Source organism: Gimesia aquarii (genome assembly GCF_007748195.1).
GTDB lineage: Bacteria > Planctomycetota > Planctomycetia > Planctomycetales > Planctomycetaceae > Gimesia > Gimesia aquarii.
In genome coordinates this window covers 6916479-6941149 of record NZ_CP037920.1, presented here as the reverse complement: position 1 = coordinate 6941149, position 24671 = coordinate 6916479, and the positions used below count along the sequence as shown (strand labels likewise).

Sequence of the window (24671 nt, the reverse complement as noted above, 5' to 3'; positions counted from 1 at the left end):
GACCACTTTACTATCCTGCGGCATGGTTTAGGCCCGTTTGTTTTTTCTTCTAAAAAAGAATTCAATGGGGCCGCACCAAAGTGGAAAATATTGAAAGGCCAGCGTAAACCGGACCCTCTTCAATCGCTGGTCCACACCGGATCACCCAGCACGTCCATCCGTGGTCGAATCCCTAGACCCGGACTTGTCGAGGCAGACATGCGTCCGCCGACTCGTTGGGGAGCCCCTTCGGCGATGGATGTTGTCACATAACTGTTAAAGTCAGTAGACGTGAACTGAAATTCGGGAGGTGTGCCTTGAGCGAGGTGCGCGATGGCGGCGGTGACGATGTCGCCGCCCCAACTGTCTTCCAGCGTCATTGCAATCCCCAGTGAGACACACAAGTCGCGCGCCTGCTTGGCGCGTGTAAGCCCACCAAATTTACTGATCTTAATATTAACAACATCCATGGCACCATCGGATGCGCCTTGAAGAATGGCTGCTGAGGAGTCAATCACCTCATCGAGCACAAACGGCAACGTGGTATTGCGGCGAATGCTGAGGCACTCGTTGTAGGTCAGACAGGGTTGCTCGATATAGACGTCGATATCTTTCACCGCATTCACCACGCGCATCGCTTCATGCATTAACCAGCCCGTGTTGGCATCAGCCACGAGTTTGTCTTCCGGTTCCAGTACTTCCCGAGCCGCACGAATACGGGCGATATCGTCATCGGGATGGCCTCCTACCTTCAACTGAAAACGTCGGTAGCCCTCGGCTCGATACTGTGCGATGTTCTCAGCCATTTCTTCTGCAGGACGTTGCGAAATTGCCCGGTACAGAGTGATTTCTTCGCCATATCGACCACCGAGCAGATCGCAAACTGGCATTCCTGTTAACTGTCCCAGAAGATCCCAGCATGCAATATCCACGGCAGACTTCACGTAAGGGTGACCTTTCAGCACGCGATCCATCTTATGATTAATGACGAGTAACTGCCGGGGATCTTCGCCGAGAAGTGCGGGTGCCAACTCTTCCAGCCCCGCCCGGACACCTCGTGCATAAGCGGGAAGATAGACCGGACCCAGAGGGCAGACTTCGCCGTAGCCGGTAATTCCAAGATCTGTCTCAACTTCGACAACAGTCGAGTCAAATACATCAACACTTTTCCCCTCAGACCAACTGTATTTCCCTTCCAACAAAGGCAAGTCCACCTGGTAAACCTTGATTCGCGAAATTTTCACGTTAGTACCCTCTTTCTAAATCCTGCCTGAGTGGTTGAGTTCACAGTGAAGTGAGAAAATGTTTCGGGAACCCATAAGAAACCCTAAATATTTACGTCTTGCTTGTTTTGTGTTTCGTCTACTTTTTCATCCGTTTTCTAGATTTAATAACTGTCGTGTAGAATTTGTAAATGATTACAATGAAAAGTAAAGCTATTTTTTCAGAGTGTTTATATAATTCATAGTACTGAGACTTTATTACTTATCTACCTTCTACTTGCTCTTTTCAGGAAAGTTGAGATCGTATTATGAGAACTAAAGATCTTTCATCCATTCTGATAGCAGGGGCTGTTATTTTTTATGTGATCAGCTTTCTATCTTCTACTTACAGTTTTGCTGATGAGAATATTGAAAGTGAGTTAATTCCCCCGGAAACTCAAGTTTCCGATAACCTGGATTGGCAAGAGGTTGTTGTTGACAAAAAAGTCAACATATATGAAATGCTTGCCAATCAAACCAAAGGAAACTATTCAAAGCTGCGTACCTGGAAAGGAGAGTGTCTCGTTCATGTGAAACATGCGCTTGGTGAAACATTCGTCGCACAATACCTGAACCTTCAAGACGCCGGGCCACTTATCCAGAAGGCAGATATGAAATTGAACCTTGTAATCGATATTCCTTCTAATTCCTACTATCGCTCAAAAGAGAATAGTAGTCTGATATTCCTTGAAGAGGAGACGGAGAAAGTAGTTAATATTCCTAATGTCCATCCAATAAATGACCGGTCTGTGATTACTTCCGAGCATTACATTCAATTTTACCCAGATATCGTAGCACCGGGATTTCATTCCTTACAAGGTCACCCACAGGCTATGAATAAACGGGCCGCTTTTCGAAGACCAGCTGGGATTGGTCTACGCCATTCTCATGGTGACTTTGTAGATCCTCTCGCATTTTTTGGATTCTCTCCAGCTCAGAGATTCTGGGAAGGACTTGGTTTATATATACCTTTACTGAAAGGCGAAGGTAGTGCCGAACTAGTCAAAAAGGTAAAGGAACGAATATCCGTTTTTCAGGCCAATACGAAAGATGGTGTGAGCTATAAAATTGTGAATAAAATTGGTGACGATGATTCTTATTATTCGACTTCGATATGGAGCTCTTCGGTTGGTTTCAATCCTATTAGTCAGTTACTTTCGGAAAACAAAAATGGTGACAATCCTTTTCAACATAAAACATGGAAATGGAAGGCAGTTGATGGCATTTTTATTCCCACTTATGTTTACTCAACCAGTCATGATCGAACTAGTGGAAAGCTTGAATATCATCGAACGGTCAAATTTGAAAAGAGTATCTTGAATCATCCAATAGATGAAAATCAATTTAGTTATCAGGGACTGGGGATGGAAGAGGGGGAATTGGTTAAGGATGACATTGAAAATGCCTTTTACATCATCAATGATGGTGGGCTGAAAAAATTAGCTAACTTTGGCGAGAAATATGTTCCACCCGGAAAAGTGAGTGACGAAGGTTTATCGAATCGTCAATGGATGCTGATTGTTAACCTGATCTTTTTAATTGTGTTAGCATCTTTCGTGTTCATAAAACGCCGGAAGATGAAAGCAAATTGAGTGAGACAATTAGTGTCACAAATCAAAAAACAGGAAACAAACTCTCAAATTGTTTTCTGACTGTTGTCCTTCTGCTATATGCACATCTCGTATCATATCTAAGCCAGGAAAATATCCCTGTTTCGGATGAGCTTGAATGAGAAAAAAACTTAGCTATGAAAGCTCCTTATTTCTGGTTACTCGATCTTACACATTTTGAGCCAATTCTCCATACTCATGTTCATTTTGATCATGATCAAACGAGTTTCAAAGCGAAATCTATGCGTTTCAGGACCATATTGACACAAGTCGAGACACAATTGCGCATAATTTGATGATTGACCCCCTCACACCATTTGCCATGTTCGTACAAAGTCAGAGCACAATCATTGGTGCAGATCGCGATGAAAGCACACACCACCCATAAAACATGCCTCATCTAGAACAGCGCACTAACATTGCTCCGAAATTGAAGACAGGTGTTGTCACCCCTTTTAATCTCAAACTGAAAAACGCCGGGTTACTAAGTATTACCCAAGCACCACTCTAAGGTTGGTTAATAAAACGATGGTTTATTTTGGTTGTGCTTGAAACGAGTAGTAGCCCGAGCGATCGAATATTCGTGCTACCAGTCTCCGTTCACTCTGCCCACGTTGGTGTTATTAAGTACGTGTGCAGTCGGAATTCGCTTACATGGTCAGAAGACTTCTTCCTGTGCAGTCTGGCGAGATGTCGTTTTCTGTTTCGGACGAAATTATCAAATGCATGTCGCGATTTCAGAGCAATTTCGGTGTGATTTCACGGACGATTATGGGAATCCCTAATAAGTTGTTTGACGAAAAATTAATAATTGACAATCGGTGAAAGTTTGTCATTCTATACCTTAGTATCATTTATTAGCACATAGCAGTCAGGCAGATTCTAATGTACCCAAGAACTAGAAACCTGCAGGGATATGCGTTCGATCCTTCACTTTCGCTGCAGATTGACACAGTTGATATTAATACAATTGTCTATCACATTCCCTGGGAAGAACTCAAACCAGGACCAATAGGTGAGTATATCGAAGTCGTTGACTACGATCCAACAATCAAGCAAATGTATAAACCTGTTGATTTGAGTGGCGAATATGAACTGGTAAATAAAGGATTAGACCCGAGCGAAAGCAATCCACAGTTTCACCAACAGATGGTTTATGCCGTTGCAATGGTAACCATCAAGAATTTTGAAAAAGCTCTCGGACGAAAGCTATTTTGGTCTACGCGTTTGAAAGAAGGTCAGGGTGCATATGAAGACTATGTTCCAAGGCTGCGTATTTACCCGCATGCAATTCGAGAGGCAAATGCCTACTACAGCCCGCTTAAGAAAGCTGTACTATTCGGATATTTTTCAGCTACACCCAACGACGTCGCATTGCAAATGCCCGGTTCTTTAGTGTTTACGTGTTTGAGCCATGACATCATAGCTCATGAAGTCACTCATGCAATATTGGATGGCCTACATCGTGAATACAACCAACCAACAAATCCAGATGTCCTTGCCTTTCATGAGGCTTTTGCAGACATCATTGCTTTGTTTCAACATTTTACGTTTCCTGAAGTTCTTAAACATCAAATTAGTAGGACAAGCGGCAATTTGGATGACCAGAATTTGTTGGGACAACTTGCCCAGCAAATTGGAGTATCAATCGGGCGTTATGGAAGCTTGCGAAATGCACTCGGTGGATATGATGAATCCGGTCAGTGGGTGCCACAGAAATCCGACCCGGCCGAATATCAGAATGTAACGGAGCCACATCATCGAGGAAGCATTCTTGTCGCGGCAGTATTTGAAGCATTTCTCACGATCTACAAACGACGTATTCAGGATCTGTTAAGAATTGCAACTGCTGGATCTGGAGTTATGCCAGAAGGCGAACTCTCACCAGATTTGGTGAATCGCCTGGCAAATGAAGCATCCAAGTCTGCCCAGCACATTTTGAATATGTGTATCCGTGCTATCGACTATTGCCCACCAGTTGACATTACTTTTGGTGATTTTCTGAGGGCAATCATTACAGCGGATTTTGACTTAGCCGATGACGACAAATACCACTATCGACTTGCATTCATTGATTCGTTTAGACGGCGTGGAATCTATCCCAGTAATCTAAAGAACTTAAGTGAAGAGAGTCTGCGTTTTCCTTCCCCAATAGATCTTTCAGCTGATACTCAGCGGAGCATCGGAATCCTTGTTGAATTTTTGAAGGACTATCGAAAAGAGCTCTTATATGAAACCGAACGTAAAAAGATCTTTAACATTACAAAAACATATGTAGCAGGTAATTCGCGCGTTATGGGATTACATAAGCGTTTGAAGCAAAAATTCAGAATCACATACGAGTTCGAAAAGTTGACAGGGCTTGTTTTTAACTGGGAAAAATTTGATTTTGGCGATTCAGTGGTAGATGAGCGTCCGTCGTTTCAGATTCAAAACTTGAGGCTCGTATCGCGAGTTGGGCCAGATGGCAAGTTTGTCAATCAAATCGTGTTTAGTTTGATACAAAGAATGGGCGTTGTCATTCGTTCTGGGAAATTTGTTCGCTATTACGACCCGAGACATGAAGGAAAACCGATTGGAGGAATCGAAGTTCAAGGAGGTTCCACTCTGATATTTGACCTTGATTCTGAGGATGTTCGGCTCAAGTATGCCATCTCTAAACCATTGTTTGAACCAAAACGCTCAGACGGTAGAAAAACCCGACTACCGAGTAAAAGGATTCTAAGCCAATATCAATTCCAATCTGAAGTGCTGCCAGCAACAATTTCCGAATTTGCGAGTTACTTTGGTGTTGGACACGACAATAGTTTTGGTCACATGTTTTCGATACTGCATAACCACTAATATCTAGGTTTCAACCATGCCTGATGATCAGAAAAAAACCATCACAGATGTCAAAGTTCGCATGTACAAAATGGGAACAGGGGACTGTCTCTCTTTGAAATTTCTTCATGACACTGAAATCACTTTCACAATGTTGTTCGATTGCGGCTGCATAAGTGGATCGAAGGATGGACTAACGCCATTTGTCAAGGAACTCATTCGTGATCTTGATGGTCACGTAGATGCATTGGTGATTACGCACGAGCACCTGGATCATGTACTTGGGTTCCAACGATGTGAACAACTTTTTGTCGAAGGGCTTTCTGTCGGTGAACTATGGATGGGATGGTCTGAGAACGACGCGAAACCAAAGGTCAAGAAATGGAAAACGAAATATGGCCAGAAGAAAATGGCTCTTGCCCGTGCTGCCAAACAATTAAACGAGGATGTGAATTCATTTGAGTTCAAAAATCAGCTGGAAGGTTCGCTGGCATCGAACGGACTGTTGTCGTTTCACAAAAACTTTGCCAACTCTGTGCAGGAATTTGCCGATCTTCATGTGAATGAAGATGAGAAGGAGTACAAGGGACCTCTGAAAGGAATGCAAATTGCGAAAGAGCAGTTAGGTCGAGAACATGATATTGAATATCTTTCTCCCGGTGAGATTCTATACGATATCGAAGGTCTTGATGGTATTCGAATTTTTGTTCTTGGGCCACCGGCAACTCACGAAGAAGTTGCTAAGGAAAGTGGTGAAATTGGCGAATCCTATAGACATAACAATCAGCTAGACCCTGAAGACTATGCTCTCGATGCACTGCGATTCCAGCTTCAAGACAGTGACTATTTTACGGATACTATGAATTTTAATGACGATGTTTCAAGCGATACAACGCTTACTCCCTTTCCGTCATCAACTTTCGCTTCAAAATCAACCTTAAGAAGATCTCCCTATGAGAACGCAAATGAGGCTTGGAGACGAATCGACTTCGAATGGCTACAAAGCTCAGCGAATTTGGCTTTGCGAATGAATAGTCTGACAAACAACTTGAGTCTTGTTCTCGCCATTGAGTTTAAGGAGAGCGGAAAAGTGATGCTCTTTCCCGGTGATGCAGAGTTTGGAAGTTGGGAAAGCTGGCATGAGATTGACTGGAATGAAACATTACCGGACTCCGATCTCTCGACAGAAGATCTCTTGAATCGAGTGATATTTTACAAAGTTGCACATCACCTTAGTCACAATGGCACGGCACAGAGCATTGGACTTGAAATGATGAACCATCCCGATCTGGTGGCAATGGCTACGCTCAATTACGATGTGATTAGTTCTGGATGGAAATCCACAATGCCTAACCGAGCAATTTTGAAGGCTTTGCTCGAACGAACAAACGGGAGGACGATCGTTCAAAACACAGACAATCTCTTTTTTGACTTGGAAAACGAAATTCCACTCACAGACAAAATCAAAGAGTACCAAAGGCGAATGTCAACAGATGAACGCAATAAATATACTAATTCTATTATTGATGATGATAAGTTTGTCGAGATTTCAATCAATATTTGATTGAAGGTCAATGCTTTGAATTGCTACAACGGATTGGCAAGTTACCTGAGTTCTATTTCACAGAGCAAGTTCACGGAATTTCAGAAGTTGCTCTACTCCGCTGTGTCTGCATGATATGGAAACTGATTTATGAGGAGATACGGGGCATGGTTGCTTTGAGCTTTTCGCCCTACTTTCTTTTGCTGGTACGTTTTTCTTAATCTCAAGCAGAATTCTTTCTCTTTTCTATTACCCGTTAAATCAATCCTGTATGAGACCTATTTTAGATCTTCCGGGATCTCTAACGGTGGGCAATTTGAGCGTCGTCGCAGCCAGTTGATGCTGCGGAGGGCTGGTTTTTGTGAAATGATCCAGCGTTCGAGTTTAAACTTGCCCGGAAAGTCAATCAACAAAATTCCAATGATAATTGTCACAAGCCCCTGGCCCGGCAGTGCCAGTAATAAGATGCCGACTCCTATAAACAGGAAGCCGAAAAGGTTTTTACCTGTCAGTAGAATGACTCGAACGACAGGGTGCCGCGAAGCCCAGGGCAGAGATCCTCGTTCTTTACGCATGAAATAGTCAACCGGAATTCGGACCACCAATATCGGAATCATGATGATTGTTCCGATGAACGTGATTACCGAAGCGACGGCCAACCATCCCAGTAATTCGGTAGACAGTTGCATTCTTTTCCTCGAAGCTTTGTCTTGTTAATTTAAATTTACGCTTATCAGCTAAAGAAAAGAGGTTCCATCCTTGTTTTCAAAAACAGTAATCAAACTACAAGGAGGTAATACTGTGTCGCAGTATGATTGCACATTTTATGACTAGAGTGCAATCCAAATTGCCATAGGGAATGGTTTGTCAGATCAGAGAGATAGCTCTATTTTATTGCTTCAGAAAATCGGAAAACGATTTAAAAGGGCACTAACTCAGTTTGATCCTGGATAGTCAGAAAGAAGGAGTCTGCTTCTTCGGGCAGGTAGCTGTTTCCCAGATCGATGTTCAATTCCCAGGAGGGAAGCCTGCGCACTCCGGGAGGCAGGGTGTCTTGCATCAGCCCTGTGTCTTCATGTTCGAAACCTAATAGATGGCCGAGTTCATGCATGATGACCGACCAGAGATCAACGCGTCCCGCGGCATCAGTGTCGGGCAGGGCGATGAGCGATAATTGGCTCTCAATTTCGAACTCACTACTATCACCAGGCGTCGCGTCCACAAACCAGCCGTATCCCGCGGCGTTGGCATCGATATAAATCGTACCGGAAGCAGCGCGGCCCAGAGTATTGCCTTCGAGGTCAACGACATGAATGTCGATTTGCTCCAGCGTTTCATTCTGGCTGGGGTTAAGCTGAGGACTGACATGTTCGACCACATTATTCAGTGCGATGTCTGCCGTTGATTGTGAGAGAGTCTCTGGTGCCAACTGTGGCTCACCCTGAGTGGTATCGACCAGCAGTTGATTGTTCCAGGCATAAGGAAAATTCTGAGGATATACAATCGTAGATTGATTTGATTTCCGCTTACCGTAATTACTGGCAAATAAGATCAAATCTTTAAAGTTGACTCGATCACTTTGATTCAGATCAGCAAACCAGGAATAGTCTGAACTCGATTCGCTGGGAATCGTATTGTAGGCACTGGCGAATAACATCAGGTCTTTAAAATTGATTGCATCGTCATCGTTTAAATCGTAAGGATTCGCGTAGATTTGTGTTTCAGGTGAAGGGCCATGAACCTCTTCGCTGAGAGAGCCTCCGACAAAACGAATTTCTGGTTGTTTGATCAAAAATTCAGAGCTTTGGGGATTCATGCTTAGGCTTTGCAAGTCCAGGTCGATCGCATCGTCAGAAGTGGACTCAAACTTAATTCGGACAAAAAGCACATGTTGATTATCACCCACATCCGTCAGGCTTGTCTCCGCTGACAAGTTTTCAATCGTTCCTGTCACATCGTTGATCATTCCTGTTTGATGCAATGTGAATGCAGAACCATATTCGATACTGGTTGCTGTGGTAATCGCAGTGTTGTAACTCAAATTGAGTGCAGCCGATAGAATACCTAAATCGGTTGTAGAAGGCGTGCTAATCCAGATTTCTAACCAGTAACTACTCCATTCATCAACCCAGGTCAGGTTGTCAGGAAGCGAACTCGATTCTCCATTACTTTGTGTAGCGGTTTTTGAATTGACGACTCGTAATTCTAGCTGAGTGAAAGGTGTTTGAACTTCATAAGCACCGATATCGACGGTGTCACCAATAATACGATCAAAACCTGCTCCCCGTTGATCGTTGGTTAAACCAGCATCTGTAGCGGCAGCATTATTACCGGCATTGATCGCAATACTATCAGGCAGTAATGCATGTATTTTTGTTGGTCCACCGTTATCTCGCAGAATGGGGTCAATTAATCCATTAATGCTATCCTGGATAATATTAGAATAGCCAATATAACTTCCGTAAACTTGCGGATCAGAGTCTGCAATATTTCCAGCGATCAGACTATTAATAATTGTGTAGGTAAAAAAGTCAGCATAGATCCCACCTCCACTCTCCGCAGAAGAATTCCTAACAATCGTACAATTGAGTATAGTAAAGGCAGAATTGCTTCCACTTCTGGAATAATAAATTCCTCCTCCTTTTGTTTCGGATGTATTTCCTGAGAGTGTACTATTTTTAATGGTAAACTCTTCACCAAGAACATAGATTCCGCCACCAAAAGATTCGGATTGATTAGCAGCAACGGTACTATTATTAATTGATACTTTGGATGTGAATACTCCATAAAGTCCGCCACCTTGGAACGCGGCTGAATTACCTGTCAACTCGCTGTTCTCGATGGTGATTGTTTCTGAAGATATGGTATAGATTCCACCGCCACTACTCATTGCGGAATTGCCAATAAGTTGTGTATCAAAAATTGAAATCTCGCCATGAGAACTAAATATTCCACCGCCTTCTTTTAAAGCCGTGTTTTCTGAAAAGATACTGTCACTGATTGTGATACTATCTGTTCTGTACGGATGATATGAAGCAAACCCATTTTTACTTTCGATGCCCCCACCGGATATTTCTGCTGAGTTGCCTATAAACGTACAAGTTTGAATGCTAAGTTTTCCAAGAGAATTAGAAATTCCACCACCGTTGCCGAATGATGTGTTTTGAGTAAAAATACTCTTTTCCAGTGTCAAAACCGTTTCATGATTGTAAATGCCTCCTCCAGAACTCCCCGAATGATTCTTATTGAACGTCGTATCTCTAATCGTAACTATGCCAGGATTACTGCTAAATGAAAAATTCGTGTTATATATTCCTCCACCTATTCCGGCTGAGTTTTCAGAAAACTCAGAATTCGTAACTAGTATTGAGCCCGACTCATTATAAATACCGCCGCCATACCACTCAGCCTCGTTTCCTGAGTATGTGGAATTTGTAATGGTCAGTTCAGAGAAAGCAGCAATGTTGTATATTCCACCACCAAAATTTGCTGAGTTATCAACAAAATGAGAATTAACGATACTAAGTTGCCCACCAACACTATAGATCGCACCTCCTTGATTCAATGCTGTATTTTCAGAAAACGAGCAATTGACGACTGTTAAAGAACCGCTGTTATTTCGAATTGCACCGCCATCAACCTGAGCATAATTATTAGAAAAAATACAATCCTGCAAAGTAAGACTCTCGTAGTTGAAGATCGCTCCTCCATCGCTCAGGTTATGGATACCGTTAAAGAACCCATATCCGTCAGCCAGTGTGAGCCCATTCATGACGACTGAAAACAGGTTCTCATTATCATAGTCATTGATGTAAAAATGACGATTAATCCCATTCCCACTCAATGTAAGCTGATCAGCCCCTAGTCCATTAATTGTCAACTCATCAGAAATTGTGATTTCACCAGCAACAAAAATCGTCTGGCCGGCGAGACTGGCATCGAAAGAAATGGTGTCTGCACCCGCGCTAGCATTGGCTTGTTCGATTGCTTCTCTGAGACTGCCGGTACCGAAGTCGTTGGTATTCACAACCGTGAATGCTGTCAGTAGGGTACGGTCTTCTAATCTTTCTGCAGCAGTTCGTGAAACGAAAGCAGTTGCTACTCGTAAACTTAGTTGCCGCGCATGTTTTCGCTGAGATTGAATGCGTCTCGTAGAGTCCGCGCGTAGCTTGTTCCGTAAAGAGGTAAGCCAGTGAAATCGAAACATATTAGTAATATCCAGCGGGGATAAGGTAGGTTTATGGTAAGTAAAGCTGGTTTAAGGCTACCTATATTAACACGATTTAGGGCAGATACAATGATCGTTTTATTACGATCGCAGCTGTAAATAGAGTGTTTTTATGAAATAATGGTCTTTACTTATGGCGTTTTGGTCACTTTAAAAGGGGACTAACTCAGTTTGATCCTGGATAGTCAGAAAGAAGGAGTCTGCTTCTTCGGGCAGGGAGTTGTTTCCCAGGTCAATGTTCAATTCCCAGGAGGGAAGCCTGCGCACTCCGGGAGGTAGGGTGTCTTGCATCAGCCCTGTGTCTTCATGTTCGTATCCCAACAGATGGCCGAGTTCGTGCATGATGACCGACCAGAGATCAACGCGGCCCGCGGCATCAGTGTCGGGCAGGGCGATGAGCGATAATTGGCTCTCAATTTCGAACTCACTACTATCACCAGGCGTCGCGTCCACAAACCAGCCATATCCTGCTGCATCGGCGTCAATATAAATTGTGCCGGAAACAGCACGGCCCAGGGTATCGCCTTGCAGATCAATAACCTGAATATCGATGTCTTCCAGTGTTTCATTTTGGCTGGGACTAAGCTGAGGACTGACATGTTCGACCACATTATTCAGTGCGATGTCTGCCGTTGATTGTGAGAGAGTCTCTGGTGCCAACTGTGGCTCACCCTGAGTGGTATCGACCAGCAGTTGATTGTTCCAGGCATGAGGAAAATTCAGAGGATAGACGATCGTTGGATGATCGAGTTTTCTTTTACCGTAGTTACTGGCAAATAAGACCAAATCTTTAAAGTTAACTCGATCACTTTGATTCAGATCAGCAAACCAGGAATGGTCTGAACTCGATTCGCTGGGAATCGTATTGTAGACGCTGGCGAATAACATCAGGTCTCGAAAATTGACCGCATCGTCATCATTCAAATCATATGGGTTTGCCCAGATACTGGCTCCATCAAATTGTCCTGAAATGGTTGTGGCAGGAATCTTACCAACTAAATGGACTTGCGCAGAGTTAATATTAAAGCCTAAGTCATAAGGGCCGATGTTTTTCCCTGAATAATCCAGTTCCACTTGATCCTCGGCCAGCGGTTGAAATTTGATACGGGCAAACAGAAGATGGTCGTTGGATCCCAGATCCAATGTATTCGTTTCCGCAAACAGACCTTCGATGGCTCCTGTCGCATCGTTAATCGATCCAGCTTGATTTTGAGTAAAGCTGGCACCAAATTGAATTTCTGTGGCCGATGTATATTCTGTGTTATAGTCAAGATTGAATTGTACGGAAAAGATCCCTTGATGAGTTGAGCTACTGGCATCAACCCAGACTTCAACCCAATAGGAAGACCATTCTTTAACCCACTCCACACTATCAGGAAGTGAACCTGCTTCTCCATTGGGGAGTGTATTTGTAGGATCATGAACTACACGTAGGTCAACCCTGGCTGTGGCAGTCTCGTCATCAATAATAGTGACTTCTGCCTGATCATCGGCGAAGATGACATCACGACCACCTGCTTGAATATTAGACAGATTCACCAGGAAAGTTTCATCGCGTTCCAGCAGATCCGAATCCACGATGGAAATGGTAATGGTTTTTGATTGCTCACCCGGATTGAAGGTCAGAGTACCGGCTGAGGTGAGATAGTCATTGGTCTGATTCGCACTTTGATCAGCGGTTGTAAAATCGACACTGACTGCAGAATCAACGGGTTGATCGAGAGAAACCGTCACAGTGGCCGTGCCGGCATGTTCATCAACTGAAATGTCATTGATGGTAATTCTGGCTTGGTCATCATCTATGACGGTTACTTTAGCCTGGTCATCTATCAGAAGAATATCAGCGCCGTTCGTCTGCAGGTTGGAGAGTTTCACCAGAAACGTTTCATCAAGTTCCACCAGATCGGAATCGATGATCGAAATAGTAATCGTTTTGATTTGCTCATTCGGGTTGAAGGTCAGCGTACCAGAGTGCGAGAGATAGTCGTCAGAGGCGAACGCTGATTGATCAACTGTAGAGAAATCAACGTTGATATTTGCTTGAACTGGTTGGTCTAACGCTACCGTCAGGGTTGCAGTTCCTGCCGCTTCATTCACGGTTAGATCGTTGATTGATAAGTTGGCTTGATCGTCATCCATGATCGTGACTTCTGACTGATCATCTGCAAAAGTTACTTGAGCACCGTTGGACTGAATGTTGGTCAGGTTCACGAAAAATCGTTCCGTGCCTTCCACAAGACTGGAATCCAGAATGGGAATCGTAATGTATTTTGACTGCTGCCCTGGGAAAAACGTAAGTGTGCCTGACTGGGATAAATAATCTGTGAAATTTGAGGCCGAACTGTCAGCGGTCGCGAAGTCAACACTGACTGTGGTATGAACCGGGCGATTCAGAGACACTTTCAGCTTAGCGGTTCCCGCCGTTTCATCGACTGAAAGATCGTCGATCGAAAACGTGGCCTGATCATCATCAACGATGGTAATTTCCGCCTGATCATCAGCGAGAATCACTTCGGGGCTGCTGGTTTGCATATTTCGCAAATTGACAAGAAATGTTTCGATTCCTTCGACAATGGCATTATCAAGAATCGAAATTTCAATGGTCTTCGATTGCTCTCCCGGATTGAAGATCAAAGTGCCAGATTGAAACGAATAATCGATCGAATTTAAGGCGGATTGATCGGCGGTGATATAGTCGACACTGACGGCGGTATTAACTGGCTTCTCCAGAGAAACAATAACGGATGCTGTGCCATCCGCCTCATTCACTGTGAGATCACTGATTGATAAATAGGGGTCATCATCATCTATAATCGTAACTTCTGCCTGATTATCTGCAAAAATGAGATTTGCGCCATTTGCCTGAATGTTAAATAAATTGACAAGAAACTTTTCGTCAGTTTCTACCAGATCTGTATCGACTATTGAAATGGTAATACTCTGCTCTTGCTCTCCCGGAAGGAAGTTAATGGTACCAGACTGGCTGAGATAATCATCAGAACTGGTCGCAGTATCGTTAGCAGTTTCATAATCGATGCCGACAATCGTGGCAACAGGTTGGTCTAGAGAAACGGTTACAGTGGCGGTCCCCGCTGTTTCGTCGACAGTCACATCACTGACCGTAACCTGAGACTCGTCATTATCAGTAATTATTACTACAGCCTGATCGTCTACGAGTTCAACTTGGGTCCCGTTGGTCTGTAAGTTAAAAAGGTTAATCAGGAATTTTTCATCTGCTTCGACTTGGTCAGATTCGATGATCGGGACTGTAATTGTTTTTGTCTGTTCTCCAATATCAAAGGTCAGTGTTCCCGACTGAGAGAGATAGTCGTCCGAATTCACAGCAGTGTCATTGGATGTGGAGAAATCAACACTAAATGGGGAAACGGGTGGATGGGAAGAGGATACAATGATTTGGGCCTCTCCAGCAGATTCGTCAATCGTGATATCTTCAATACTGATTCTGGGAAAGTCATCATCTAGGATCGTGATAGTGGCAGAATTGTTTGCTAAAGAAATATCAAAAATATCTGAGTATGTGATGCTGAGCAAATTGATCTGAAATGTCTCTGTACCTTCCATGATCGTATCTTCTTTCAGAATAAAAGAGAAAGTGCGTGACAGATATCCTGCCAGAAGCTCCACCCGATCTGACCTTGGTGAATAGTCGTCAGGTTGAGTGGCAGTTTGGTCTACGGTTTCATAAAAGACATACAATGAGGAGCCGAGAGCTTTGGTAAGAGATAAATTAACATAGACATAGCCATCATCCTCACTAACAGTAAGGTCAGAAATTGAAAGTGTACCCTGGTCATTGTCAATAATTGTTATGTCAGCACCAATACCATCTATGATTACGTCTGAATTGTTATTTTCCAGGCGGTTCAAAATGATTCGGAATGTCTCGTCTGATTCGATTAGTTCGTCATCAATGATCGGAATCGTAAAGGATTTTGTTTGCTCTCCCGGATTAAATCTCAATGTACCGAAAACGTCAGTATAATCTTTAGATGCTTTTGCACTTACTTGAATAATAAAATAATTAATTTCAACGGGCGTGCTGACAGGACGATCCATAGATAACGTTACTGTCACCAAGCCATCCGATTCCTGTACAGAAAAATCCTCTGGGAGACTGATCTTGGCGCGGTCTCTGTCATGAATCTCGATTTCGACCTGGTCATCTTCAATCAGCGTGTCAGTACCATTGATCAGAAAATTACTGACTTTGAAATTAAAAAATTTATCAGGCTCAACCATTGGTGAATATACAATTGGTATGGTTACTGATTTAGTGGTTTCTCCTGGTTGAAAAACGAGAGTCCCAGAGCGTGCCAGAAAGTCAGATATTTCAACGGCAGAGCCATTGGCAGTTGTGTAGTCTATGTTGACGATCGTATCTACGGGAGTCGTTAATGTGACTAAGACCGTTGCTTCTCCTTCATCTTCATCGACAGAGATGTCTTGAATATCGATTTGAGTGCTGAGGGAATCGTAAATAGTTACGATCCCCTGATCGTCTGCGAAAATTACATCAGCATCACTTGCCTGTAAATTGGTTAGATTTACTAGCATGGTTTCACTATTTTCGAATTGCGTATCATCGATGATTGGGATAATGATGTCAAAATACGTCTTACCCGGATTAATAACTCCATTGTTATTTACAGAAGTAAAGTCATCTGGACTGGAGGCTGTTTGATCTATTGTTTCATAATCAAAACTGACGGAGGTTGAGACAGGATTATCTAAAGAGACTTTCACGATTGCCACCCCGTCTGTTTCATCCACTGTGAGGTCTGCAATTCGGAGCGTTGCCTGATCATTATCTAGGATGGTAATCTCACTCTGATTGTCAGTGAATAGAATCTGAGCACCTGATTCCGGATTGTTCAGTTCAAGAACAACCAGAAACGTTTCCGCGAGTTCAACAATATTATCTTCAAGGATTCCAATTTGTATTTCTTTAGATGTTTCTCCTGGCTCAAAAATTAGTGAGGCATAATTCGTTTCATAGTCTCTTCTGTCATGCGCAGTCTGATTCTGTGTTTTTAAGCCTATATTGATGGTGGTATTTACGGTCTGATCAAGTGTCACGGTAAGAGTTGCCATTCCGTCGTCTTCATTGACTGTCACATCATTGATGGATACGAAAGCTTGGTCGTCGTCCCTAATTGTGATTTGTGACTGATCTTGAATGAAAGAGACAACTCCCCCTGTTGTCTGTTGATTACTTAGTTTGACAAAAAAAGTTTCCGTACCTTCAACGAAGGCGTCGTCCGTAATCGGGATGGTGATTGTTTTAGTCAGATCTCCAGGATTGAAAGTCAGGGTTCCCGTTGTAGCCTGAAAATCAACGTTTGTAGTAGCTGTCTCTCCGAGGCTTGAATAATCGACTGTCAGAGTTTTCGGAAGTGCGTGGTCTAGAGTCACGGTCAGGGTTGCTGTCCCATCACTCTCGTTGATGGTCTGGTCATCAATCGTCAGGTAATACTGGTCTTCATCATGAATTCTAACATAAGCCTGACTCATATTAATGGTGACATTGGAACCATTGGTTTGTAGATTGTTCAATCTGACATAAAACCCTTCCAGATTTTCCACGAGATAATCATCAATGATCGGAATGGTAATCGTTTTCTCTGTTTCACCAGGAGAAAAAGAGACTGTCCCTGTCGTTGACTGGTAATCGGTTCCCGCGATGGCAGTGTGATTGATAGTAGAGAAATCGACGTCCATGGCTGTAGGCAATGCCTGATCCAACTTCACGGTGAGTGAAACTGTCCCATCGGCTTCGTTTACACTTTGATGTCCGATGGTCAGATAGTAATAGTCATCATCGATGATCGTTACTTCTGCTTGAGGATCGCGAATATCAATAGGAATAGGGGGGCCACTTGCAACTACTAAGTTACTCAGGTTCACGAAAAAGGACTCAGTTTCTTCAGAAAAAGCCGAGTCGATAATTGGAACAGTAAAAGTAACTGTTGTTTCCCCAGGGGCAAAAGTAACTGTTCCAGAGGTTGGTGAAAAATCCTCAGTCTGAATCGCGGTGTTATTGGCAGTGGTATAGTCAACATTTATGGGAAACGTGGCGGCATTCTGAAGAGAAACAGTGAGGGTTGCGTCTCCTGCATCTTCATCGACAGTCACATCTCGGATGGAAACGTTAGGTCCATCGTCGTCGATGATTGTGACTTCAGCTTGATTATCAATGAAAACGACAGGTGGGTTATCAATATTGTAAATACTAACACCAGTCAGGTTTACAAAAAATGATTCATTTGGTTCCCAGTTGAGATCGTTTACGATAGGAATCGTAAATGTTGAAATGGTTCGGTCACCGGTTGCAAACCGGGATCCACCAGGAGGAGAAGTGTAGTCATCAGGCCTTGTGGCTGAATTATCTTGAGTCGCGTGATAAACAACCAGCGGTAGTCGAACTGGTTCAGAGGCTCTTACAAAAAGAGTCACGTAAGATTGGTTTTCGTTAACGACAGCATCATCGATTGATAGTTCAATAAAATCATCATTTAAAATCTTAACGATTGTAGGACCAAAAGACACAGCTCTATAATTGCTACCACTATGAAGGTAAATCCAGAATTGCTCATCATCTTCAGCGATATTATCTTCAACAATATCAATAGAGAAAGTGGCCGAAAGTTGACCTGCAGGAATAGTAACTGTAAGGGGGAAAAAATTAAATCCGAAATCATCGCCAAGACGTGCAGAGCTTTCTTCAAAAGAAAATCCAATTACCACATCTTCGGAGAAGACTTCGTCCAGAGTCAGAGTTAACTGTGCGATCCCATCTGCTTCGTTGACTATGACTTCAGATTCAGCCACTCTCACAATGGCATAGTCATCACCGCCAATACTGGCTTTCCCTTGAGGATCAAGCAGTTGAGAGCCATTCGTTGGGTTGGAAAGTTCTAAATAAAATGCTTCGCCTCCCTCGTATTGATCATCTCCATTCACCACGATCGTAACCGTTTGTGTTTGTGAAATGACGTCAGGATCGGCGTTGAAAGTTAACGTTCCCGATTGAGCTTGATAGTCTCCATCAGCAATGGTGGCTGTTCCGTCTAGAGTAGCAAAATCGATCGATGATGCGAAATTCAAATCACCTGGTTTGCTCGCTTTTCGTTCAATGGTGAACTCGAATAGGGTCTCACCGCTGTCCCCTTCGTATTCAAAGACATCAGATATTTCATAACCGGGCACAAAAGGACCTAACACATGAACTAGTCCCGATTCAAGAACGGTACTATCAGTGTTGGGAGCACCTGTAATGATCTGCGAATCTGCCATCGCGATACCCGTTCCAAAGCCGGTCGTATTGTCGATGCTGCTTCCATAATAATTCTGTGTGCGGGTCCATTTGTCTCTAATCAGATTATATTCGCTGATTGCGCCTGCATAGTCGGCAGCACTGCGTGTTGCGGTCGACCCGACGACCAGGGTGGTCTCTTTCAAATCAATAGAACGGATTTGCATCTGTGAGTAAGTGGGGCTGAAAACATACACTTGTTGATGGAATTCCCAGATCCCATCTCTGTTTTCATACATGTATACGTAGCTGTAATCGTCTGCGATGATGGCCAGATGATTTCCCGATACGCTTAGGTCCGGGCCAGCATAGTCGTAGTAATTGTTAAAAGATAGTGTGAGCTGTTGTTGTACTTCCCAGATCCCTGCATTGTTCTGAAATGTAAAGATACTACCTACTCCGGCACCATCGTGATCGATCTTGGCCCTTCTGGCCGCAACGAATACTTCTCCATTCTTGATGTCGACAGAGGTGCCGAAGTTGTTATTTGAACTATAAAATTCTGTCGCCGTTAAGATTTGATTTTCAGACCAAGTGTTGCCTGAGCGACTAAACATATAGGCGGCACCAGAATTGCTGTTATTTGGAACGTCATACAAATCAGCTCCGATTACGATGAGATCATTCTCAATCGCGACATCTGAGCCAAAATTATCGCCAGCACCCGCGTCTGAAGCAGTTAGTTTTGATTCCAGTTGCCATAGGCCGCCTGATAGACGATAAACATAGGCAGCCCCTTCATCTGATTCGCTTAAATCGGCTCCGGAAGCACCAATGACAAGCGTGTCACCAGAGATTGCGACCGTGCTGCCGAAATGGTCATACTCAGCCCCGTCAAAGGCTGTTAAGGTAGAATGATAACTCCAGGTGTCATCTGTTTCGTCAGCAGTACCAAAACGATTACGCCAGTATATATAAGCTGCTCCTGCATCACTTCCTGCGAGGTCACTGTCCGGAGCACTGACTACCATGTAGTCACCGTCAACTGCAATCACTTGACCAAAATGACTTTCTTCAATTAAGGGGGCAGGGGGGGCGAGTGTCTGTGTTTCTTCAACGCGATGATACTCATCGTCGAAAATAGTCAGGATTCCCGTATCTTTCACAAAGGTGACGCCCGACATCTGCGTTGATAGAACAATCTGGAAGCTCTCATCCCCTTCTTGAATGTAATCTCCAAGCATCTGGACTTGGATGGTTTTTGTCTGACGGGTAGAGGTATCACTTGCCTCGAAATCGAGTGTCCCGCTCACGGCCACATAATCATTGTCATCACTTTGCGCCGAGCCGTCCAGAGTGGTGAAATCAACGGCAAGGTTTTCATTCAGATCGCCGGGACTGTCTCCTGTCCGCGTCACAATGAATGTCACTATTGTTGAGCCTACATCACCTTCGACCCAACTTAAATCATTAATGCTGATCATCGAAGTCAGCATCGTGCGGTCTTCGAGTTCCTCGCAGCCGATCATGCGTCGACTGAGCGCTGGCTGGTATCGATTGAGGATACGTGAGCGTTGGTGGCGATGATGACGGGGGCGGAATGGTCGACAGTGCGAGGCAATCGACTTTAACCAGTTGGTTAACAGCATCGGGGGCAGGTTCTTTCGGTTATCTCTAAAACTTTCGCAACCTCGACTTTTCAAGCGGTCTGCGAGAGTGGGCATTGGTTGTTTGGGTAGGTAGTTTGGTAAGTGGCGAAAACCGAGCAAGGTTTTTAAAGTATCTAAACTACATTATCATGCACAAAGGTATCATTTCTCAGTGTTTGATTCCAGCATATTGTACTTATATTAAGACGTTTTCATATTATTTTGAGACACTCTTCAAAATAGGGCTGGCGATTGAAACAACTCCGTTGTCTTACCTCGAAATCAAGAATTTTAAAATCCAAAAACCGCTGTGACTTATAGAATTTAAAGAAACCTAAAAATCAGCTGAATCTTCTGGATCGAGAAGATTTTCACCGATATGATGTATGATGGGGACATAAGTAAACAATAGAGCACTCAGACTTGATCTCACACATTGTTCACTGTAATCATTCATTTCGGAGTATTAGCGATGACGGATTCAGAACAGAATGCGACCCCTTCAGAAGTGAATTCTGAGAATAAGCAAACAGCCAATAAAAAAAAGCGATCGCCTGTGGAACGTGCGATCGTTTGGGGATTAATTTTTGTTGCTCTGATTGTAGTTCTTCTCGAAGTGAATGCCCGCTATGGTTACAGCAATACTCTAACTGAAATACAAAACCGCATCGCTCAGGAAGCAGAGGGCAAAGAGTTTTTGCTCAAAGACGCCAAAGCGATGGTGAAAGGATTTCCCTATGGCGATGAACGGTTGACTCAAAGTGGAAAGCAATTACAATATCGCTGGTTAAGCCTGTTTCGAACTTATGCAATTCAAATCTCGGTCGGAATCGATGGCGAAGTCCTTTCTCTGGAGACTGATGCGGAACAGTTCGATGATAAGAATTTAAAAGCCAAATCTTCGAAGCCGGTAGTTCATCGACCGACCCTACCGGAAAAAGGTCTCAGTCCGGAATTTGAGAATGTGGTCGTCCTGACGACCGATCAACTTGACTCACAGACTCGCGATATGAAGGGAATTCTTCCAAGAGAAATTGTGCGTCAAGCGCTCTTGATCGGTGGAAGGGAAGGGGTTGGTTTAAAAACGCGCGATGCCTCATTGCGAGGCGAGGTTCTGTTTGTCGAGAATCCAGAAATCTTTCCACTCAAGTTGCTTACTCACATTGATTCAAGCCGGGAAGTGAATATCGATTTGGAACGTCCCCACATAAACGAGGCTCCTTTTCGATGGTCTTCAGAGTCGTTTATCCTACCGCAAGAGTTTGCGTTGGAGACTCTGATCGAAAAAACGGAAGAACTTTCCCGTACCGGATTTGTCGATGCATTGAAATCCGCAGGTTACACTGGTAAGGCACCCCAGTGGACCGAAGAGTCAACAGTTTCGGATCAGCTGCTTCAACAATTGAAGGAATGGAATTTGATCTCGCAATATGCGGTGATCCAGGAAATGCATACAGCTATTCAAAAAGAAGGAGAATCACCAGAGCGTTTGTCTGTGCTGACGCGAGCTTATGCCAACCTTGGTAGTTTGACTGAATATCTCTGGAACCCTTCACACAAAGTCTTTAAAGCAAGGGCGCTATTGTATGCAGAACGACTGACCGAGCGTTCTGAGGATTCACGCTGGGCGTTGGCACATCGTGCTTATGCAAGAGCTTTCGCTGGTCGTCACCAGAGTGCGCTAGCCGATATAGCAGCAATTCGATCAACAAAAACCGAAAGATCCGAGAACAAACGATCTCTTCCCGATTGGATTGATCTGATTGATGCGTATTGCGCTTATAAGCCTGATGTTTTAGACAAAGCAGTAAAAAATGAAGATACCAAACACCTGGCAATTTATTTGGGTAGTTTGTTGGCAGATCCAGTTGGAAATGAAAAACAGATGCTGACCATTACTGAGCAATTGCTTGAACTGGAACCGGCCTGCTGCCGGGCGATGGACCGTCTTTGTGAAGTAAACTCATTGGGAATTCGGAGGATGGTTACCGAAGAACGTCTGGATCAAGTCTGGCCAGTACTGTATCGAAAAATGCAGAAAATCAATCTTCCAAAACCAGTCCAGGTTACAATTGGGCTGAATATGCCTTCTGAAAGTAACTTGATACGTGAAGAGCACTCTCGTATGCGTGTCATTAATTCTCTAAAAAAAGTCGAAGCAACAGACTATGAACCATCATTAAAAGTGCTGGGGCAACTACTTCATGAACTTGCTTTTGTACATACCTGCCGGAAACTTGATGTTCTGACTGGCAGCCTCAGTCTCAATGCCGATGATGATCTGAAGAAATATCGACCATTGGTTAAAGGCCATCCATATGAGCAATATATAGAAAGTTTTTCTTCAAACAGGGCCGATGCGAAAGCTGCTTATGAAAAGTTGTTAGACTCTCATGATCCGCAAGAACTGGAATTTGTTTCTTCTCGATTGATTTCAAATAGTTATTACAAGTTAAATGCTCAGGCCTATCAAAAGCTTTTTGCCGAAGCCGTCGCAAACCTTGACCAAACTTATCAGGACCAGCTTCGCTATGCACACTGGTTCAAAGATATGAGATCTGAATATGACAAAGAAAATTATTCAAGGACTGCCAGAAATCTTCTGAAAATCAGTCCCCAAATGCCGAAAACGGTGGCGATAAACATCAATGCGAATCCTGAATACGCTGAAAAACAGATCGCTGAATTAATGGGGAAATATGGTAAGAACCCTGAAGTGTTAACAGCTCTGGCAAAAAAATACATCGCTGAAAACGATGATGTCAAAGCGGAAGAAGTCCTTCAACGCAGGATAGAGATTGTTCCCGATCATCGATCTTATACGTCCTTGGCTGGCCTTTACAAAAAGCGTGGTGCGACGGAAAAGTGGAAAGAGACACTGGAAAAGGCACTCGAACTTCCTTCGTTAGGCCTTCAAAATGCTTCCATCAGAGACAGTCTGGCACGATACCACATGAAGCGAGGTGAATGGGAACTGGCAAAACCGCATGCGGTAAAAGCGGCCATGACTTACTCCGGCTGGGGCTTGTTATGTGCTGCTAAGTGTTATGAAGGTCTCGGCGACCTGCAGCAGGCGGAAACGTTTGTCCGTGCCTGTTCGATGCGTTATAAATCCAGCGCTGCCGACTGGTATTTCTGGTGTGTGCGAACGAACTTTGGAGATATCGAATCAGCGCGTCGGTTGGCAGAGCAACAGCTCTTAGCTAATCCAAATACCAATAATCTTTCGCTATCAATGCAAAGCGGCGTTTTCCAGGCGACTCAGGGACTGAAGTCGGAGGCCTTCGATTCTTTCTTAGCCGCTTTCCAGAAATACAAGGATGCTTACTGTGGCCTGCATGCAGCCTTACTCGCTGATGAATTGGGACTGACGGATCAGCGCGATGACCTGCTAAAACAGGTATCCGAACAATGGAACAACAATTTTGGAATCGCTGAGCTCACTAACTTTTTCCAACGGATGTTATTGAAACCGGATTCCGTCGAATGGAATCCGCGCTGGTTTCAATCGCTGCTTGCCCAGGCATCAGAAGGGCGTCCGACAAACTTTTACTATTTTGCTGGGAAATTTTTAGAACAACGAGGACAGGATAAATGGGCAACCATTTATCTGCAATCGGCGGCCACATCCCCCATCACAAATAAATTTAACTGTGCATTGGCTGCGCAGCATCTGCGGTCACAAAAAAAGAAGGTCGCTGAACGCCGTTTTTCCGAACTGGATGCAGGTTATGATAAAGCAAAGTTGCTTTCGCAAAAGGCGGCTTACTTGATTCAGTCAGACAAGAAGGAAGAGGCCATTCAAATATTCGACGAAATTCTCAAATTAAAACCGGACTTATTTATCGTGCTGATCAATCGAGGACAGATGCATGAAGCACTAAAAAATTATCCGGCTGCTATTGCTGATTACAAGAAAGCAATTGAAATAGAGCCTGAGTACTGGATACCTCATGGGAATCTGGCCTTTTTGTACGCGGCTTGTGAGGATGATGAAATTCGCGATGGCACCTTGTCACTTCAGCATGCTCAACAGGCCTTTGATCTGCTGCCGACAAAGTACTGGGTCAATTATGGTGCATTGGCTGCGGCTTATGCAGAATTGGGACAATTCGACAAAGCCATTGAGATGCAAAGACAAGCAATGGAACTTGTTCCTGATGCACAAAAGCGCGAAGCCGCTCGGAGATTGAGCTTGTTCAATGAGGGCCAGCCGTATCGGCGTTCTTCAAAAAAAGAATAGCTTCCTGCCGCGGCTTCATCCAGTAATATTGCTGGAGAAGTACTTGATGAACAAAGTCAAC

8 protein-coding genes are annotated in these 24671 nt (G+C 43.8%); 4 read left to right on the top strand and 4 right to left on the bottom strand.

Annotation, left to right across the window (positions count from 1 at the left end; translation table 11 throughout):
* Positions 1-119: 119 nt before the first annotated feature.
* The gene (locus V144x_RS26470; RefSeq protein WP_144989925.1) at positions 120-1223 is read right to left on the bottom strand and encodes a cis-3-hydroxy-L-proline dehydratase; all 1104 of its coding nucleotides are present in this window, start codon (positions 1221-1223) and stop codon (positions 120-122) included.
* 287 nt (positions 1224-1510) lie between these two features.
* On the opposite strand from V144x_RS26470, the gene V144x_RS26465 reads away from it, so the two are divergent.
* From V144x_RS26465 to V144x_RS26455, 3 genes are all read left to right on the top strand, one after another.
* Positions 1511-2833: a hypothetical protein gene (locus tag V144x_RS26465; RefSeq protein WP_144989923.1), complete on the top strand. Its 1323-nt coding sequence runs from the start codon at positions 1511-1513 to the stop codon at positions 2831-2833.
* 903 nt (positions 2834-3736) lie between these two features.
* A complete protein-coding gene (locus V144x_RS26460) occupies positions 3737-5695 on the top strand; it encodes a gluzincin family metallopeptidase (RefSeq protein ID WP_144989921.1) in 1959 nt (652 codons plus the stop codon).
* A gap of 16 nt (positions 5696-5711) precedes the next feature.
* Entirely contained in the window at positions 5712-7238 is a 1527-nt protein-coding gene (locus V144x_RS26455) for a ComEC/Rec2 family competence protein (protein ID WP_144989919.1), read from the top strand.
* A gap of 257 nt (positions 7239-7495) precedes the next feature.
* On the opposite strand, the gene V144x_RS26450 is transcribed toward V144x_RS26455, so the two are convergent.
* From V144x_RS26450 to V144x_RS26440, 3 genes are all read right to left on the bottom strand, one after another.
* Positions 7496-7906, bottom strand: coding sequence for a hypothetical protein (locus V144x_RS26450; protein WP_144989917.1), 411 nt, complete (start codon positions 7904-7906; stop codon positions 7496-7498).
* Positions 7907-8136: 230 nt separating this feature from the next.
* Complete coding sequence (locus V144x_RS26445) at positions 8137-11424, bottom strand: choice-of-anchor Q domain-containing protein (RefSeq protein WP_144989915.1); 3288 nt, start codon at positions 11422-11424, stop codon at positions 8137-8139.
* 171 nt (positions 11425-11595) lie between these two features.
* Entirely contained in the window at positions 11596-20367 is an 8772-nt protein-coding gene (locus V144x_RS26440) for a Calx-beta domain-containing protein (protein WP_197998650.1), read from the bottom strand.
* A gap of 472 nt (positions 20368-20839) precedes the next feature.
* Between V144x_RS26440 and V144x_RS26435 the strand changes: the two genes are divergently transcribed.
* Positions 20840-24610 (top strand): tetratricopeptide repeat protein, encoded by a 3771-nt coding sequence (locus V144x_RS26435; protein WP_144989910.1) that lies wholly within the window; start codon positions 20840-20842, stop codon positions 24608-24610.
* Positions 24611-24671 lie beyond the last annotated feature (61 nt).

What these genes read in the sequence shown, in the direction of transcription:
- V144x_RS26435 (WP_144989910.1), top strand. Translation starts at nt 20,840, where the DNA reads ATGACGGATTCAGAACAGAATGCGACCCCTTCAGAAGTGAATTCTGAG.
- V144x_RS26440 (WP_197998650.1), bottom strand. Translation starts at nt 20,367, where the DNA reads ATGCTGTTAACCAACTGGTTAAAGTCGATTGCCTCGCACTGTCGACCA.
- V144x_RS26450 (WP_144989917.1), bottom strand. Translation starts at nt 7,906, where the DNA reads ATGCAACTGTCTACCGAATTACTGGGATGGTTGGCCGTCGCTTCGGTA.
- V144x_RS26445 (WP_144989915.1), bottom strand. Translation starts at nt 11,424, where the DNA reads ATGTTTCGATTTCACTGGCTTACCTCTTTACGGAACAAGCTACGCGCG.
- V144x_RS26465 (WP_144989923.1), top strand. Translation starts at nt 1,511, where the DNA reads ATGAGAACTAAAGATCTTTCATCCATTCTGATAGCAGGGGCTGTTATT.
- V144x_RS26460 (WP_144989921.1), top strand. Translation starts at nt 3,737, where the DNA reads ATGTACCCAAGAACTAGAAACCTGCAGGGATATGCGTTCGATCCTTCA.
- V144x_RS26455 (WP_144989919.1), top strand. Translation starts at nt 5,712, where the DNA reads ATGCCTGATGATCAGAAAAAAACCATCACAGATGTCAAAGTTCGCATG.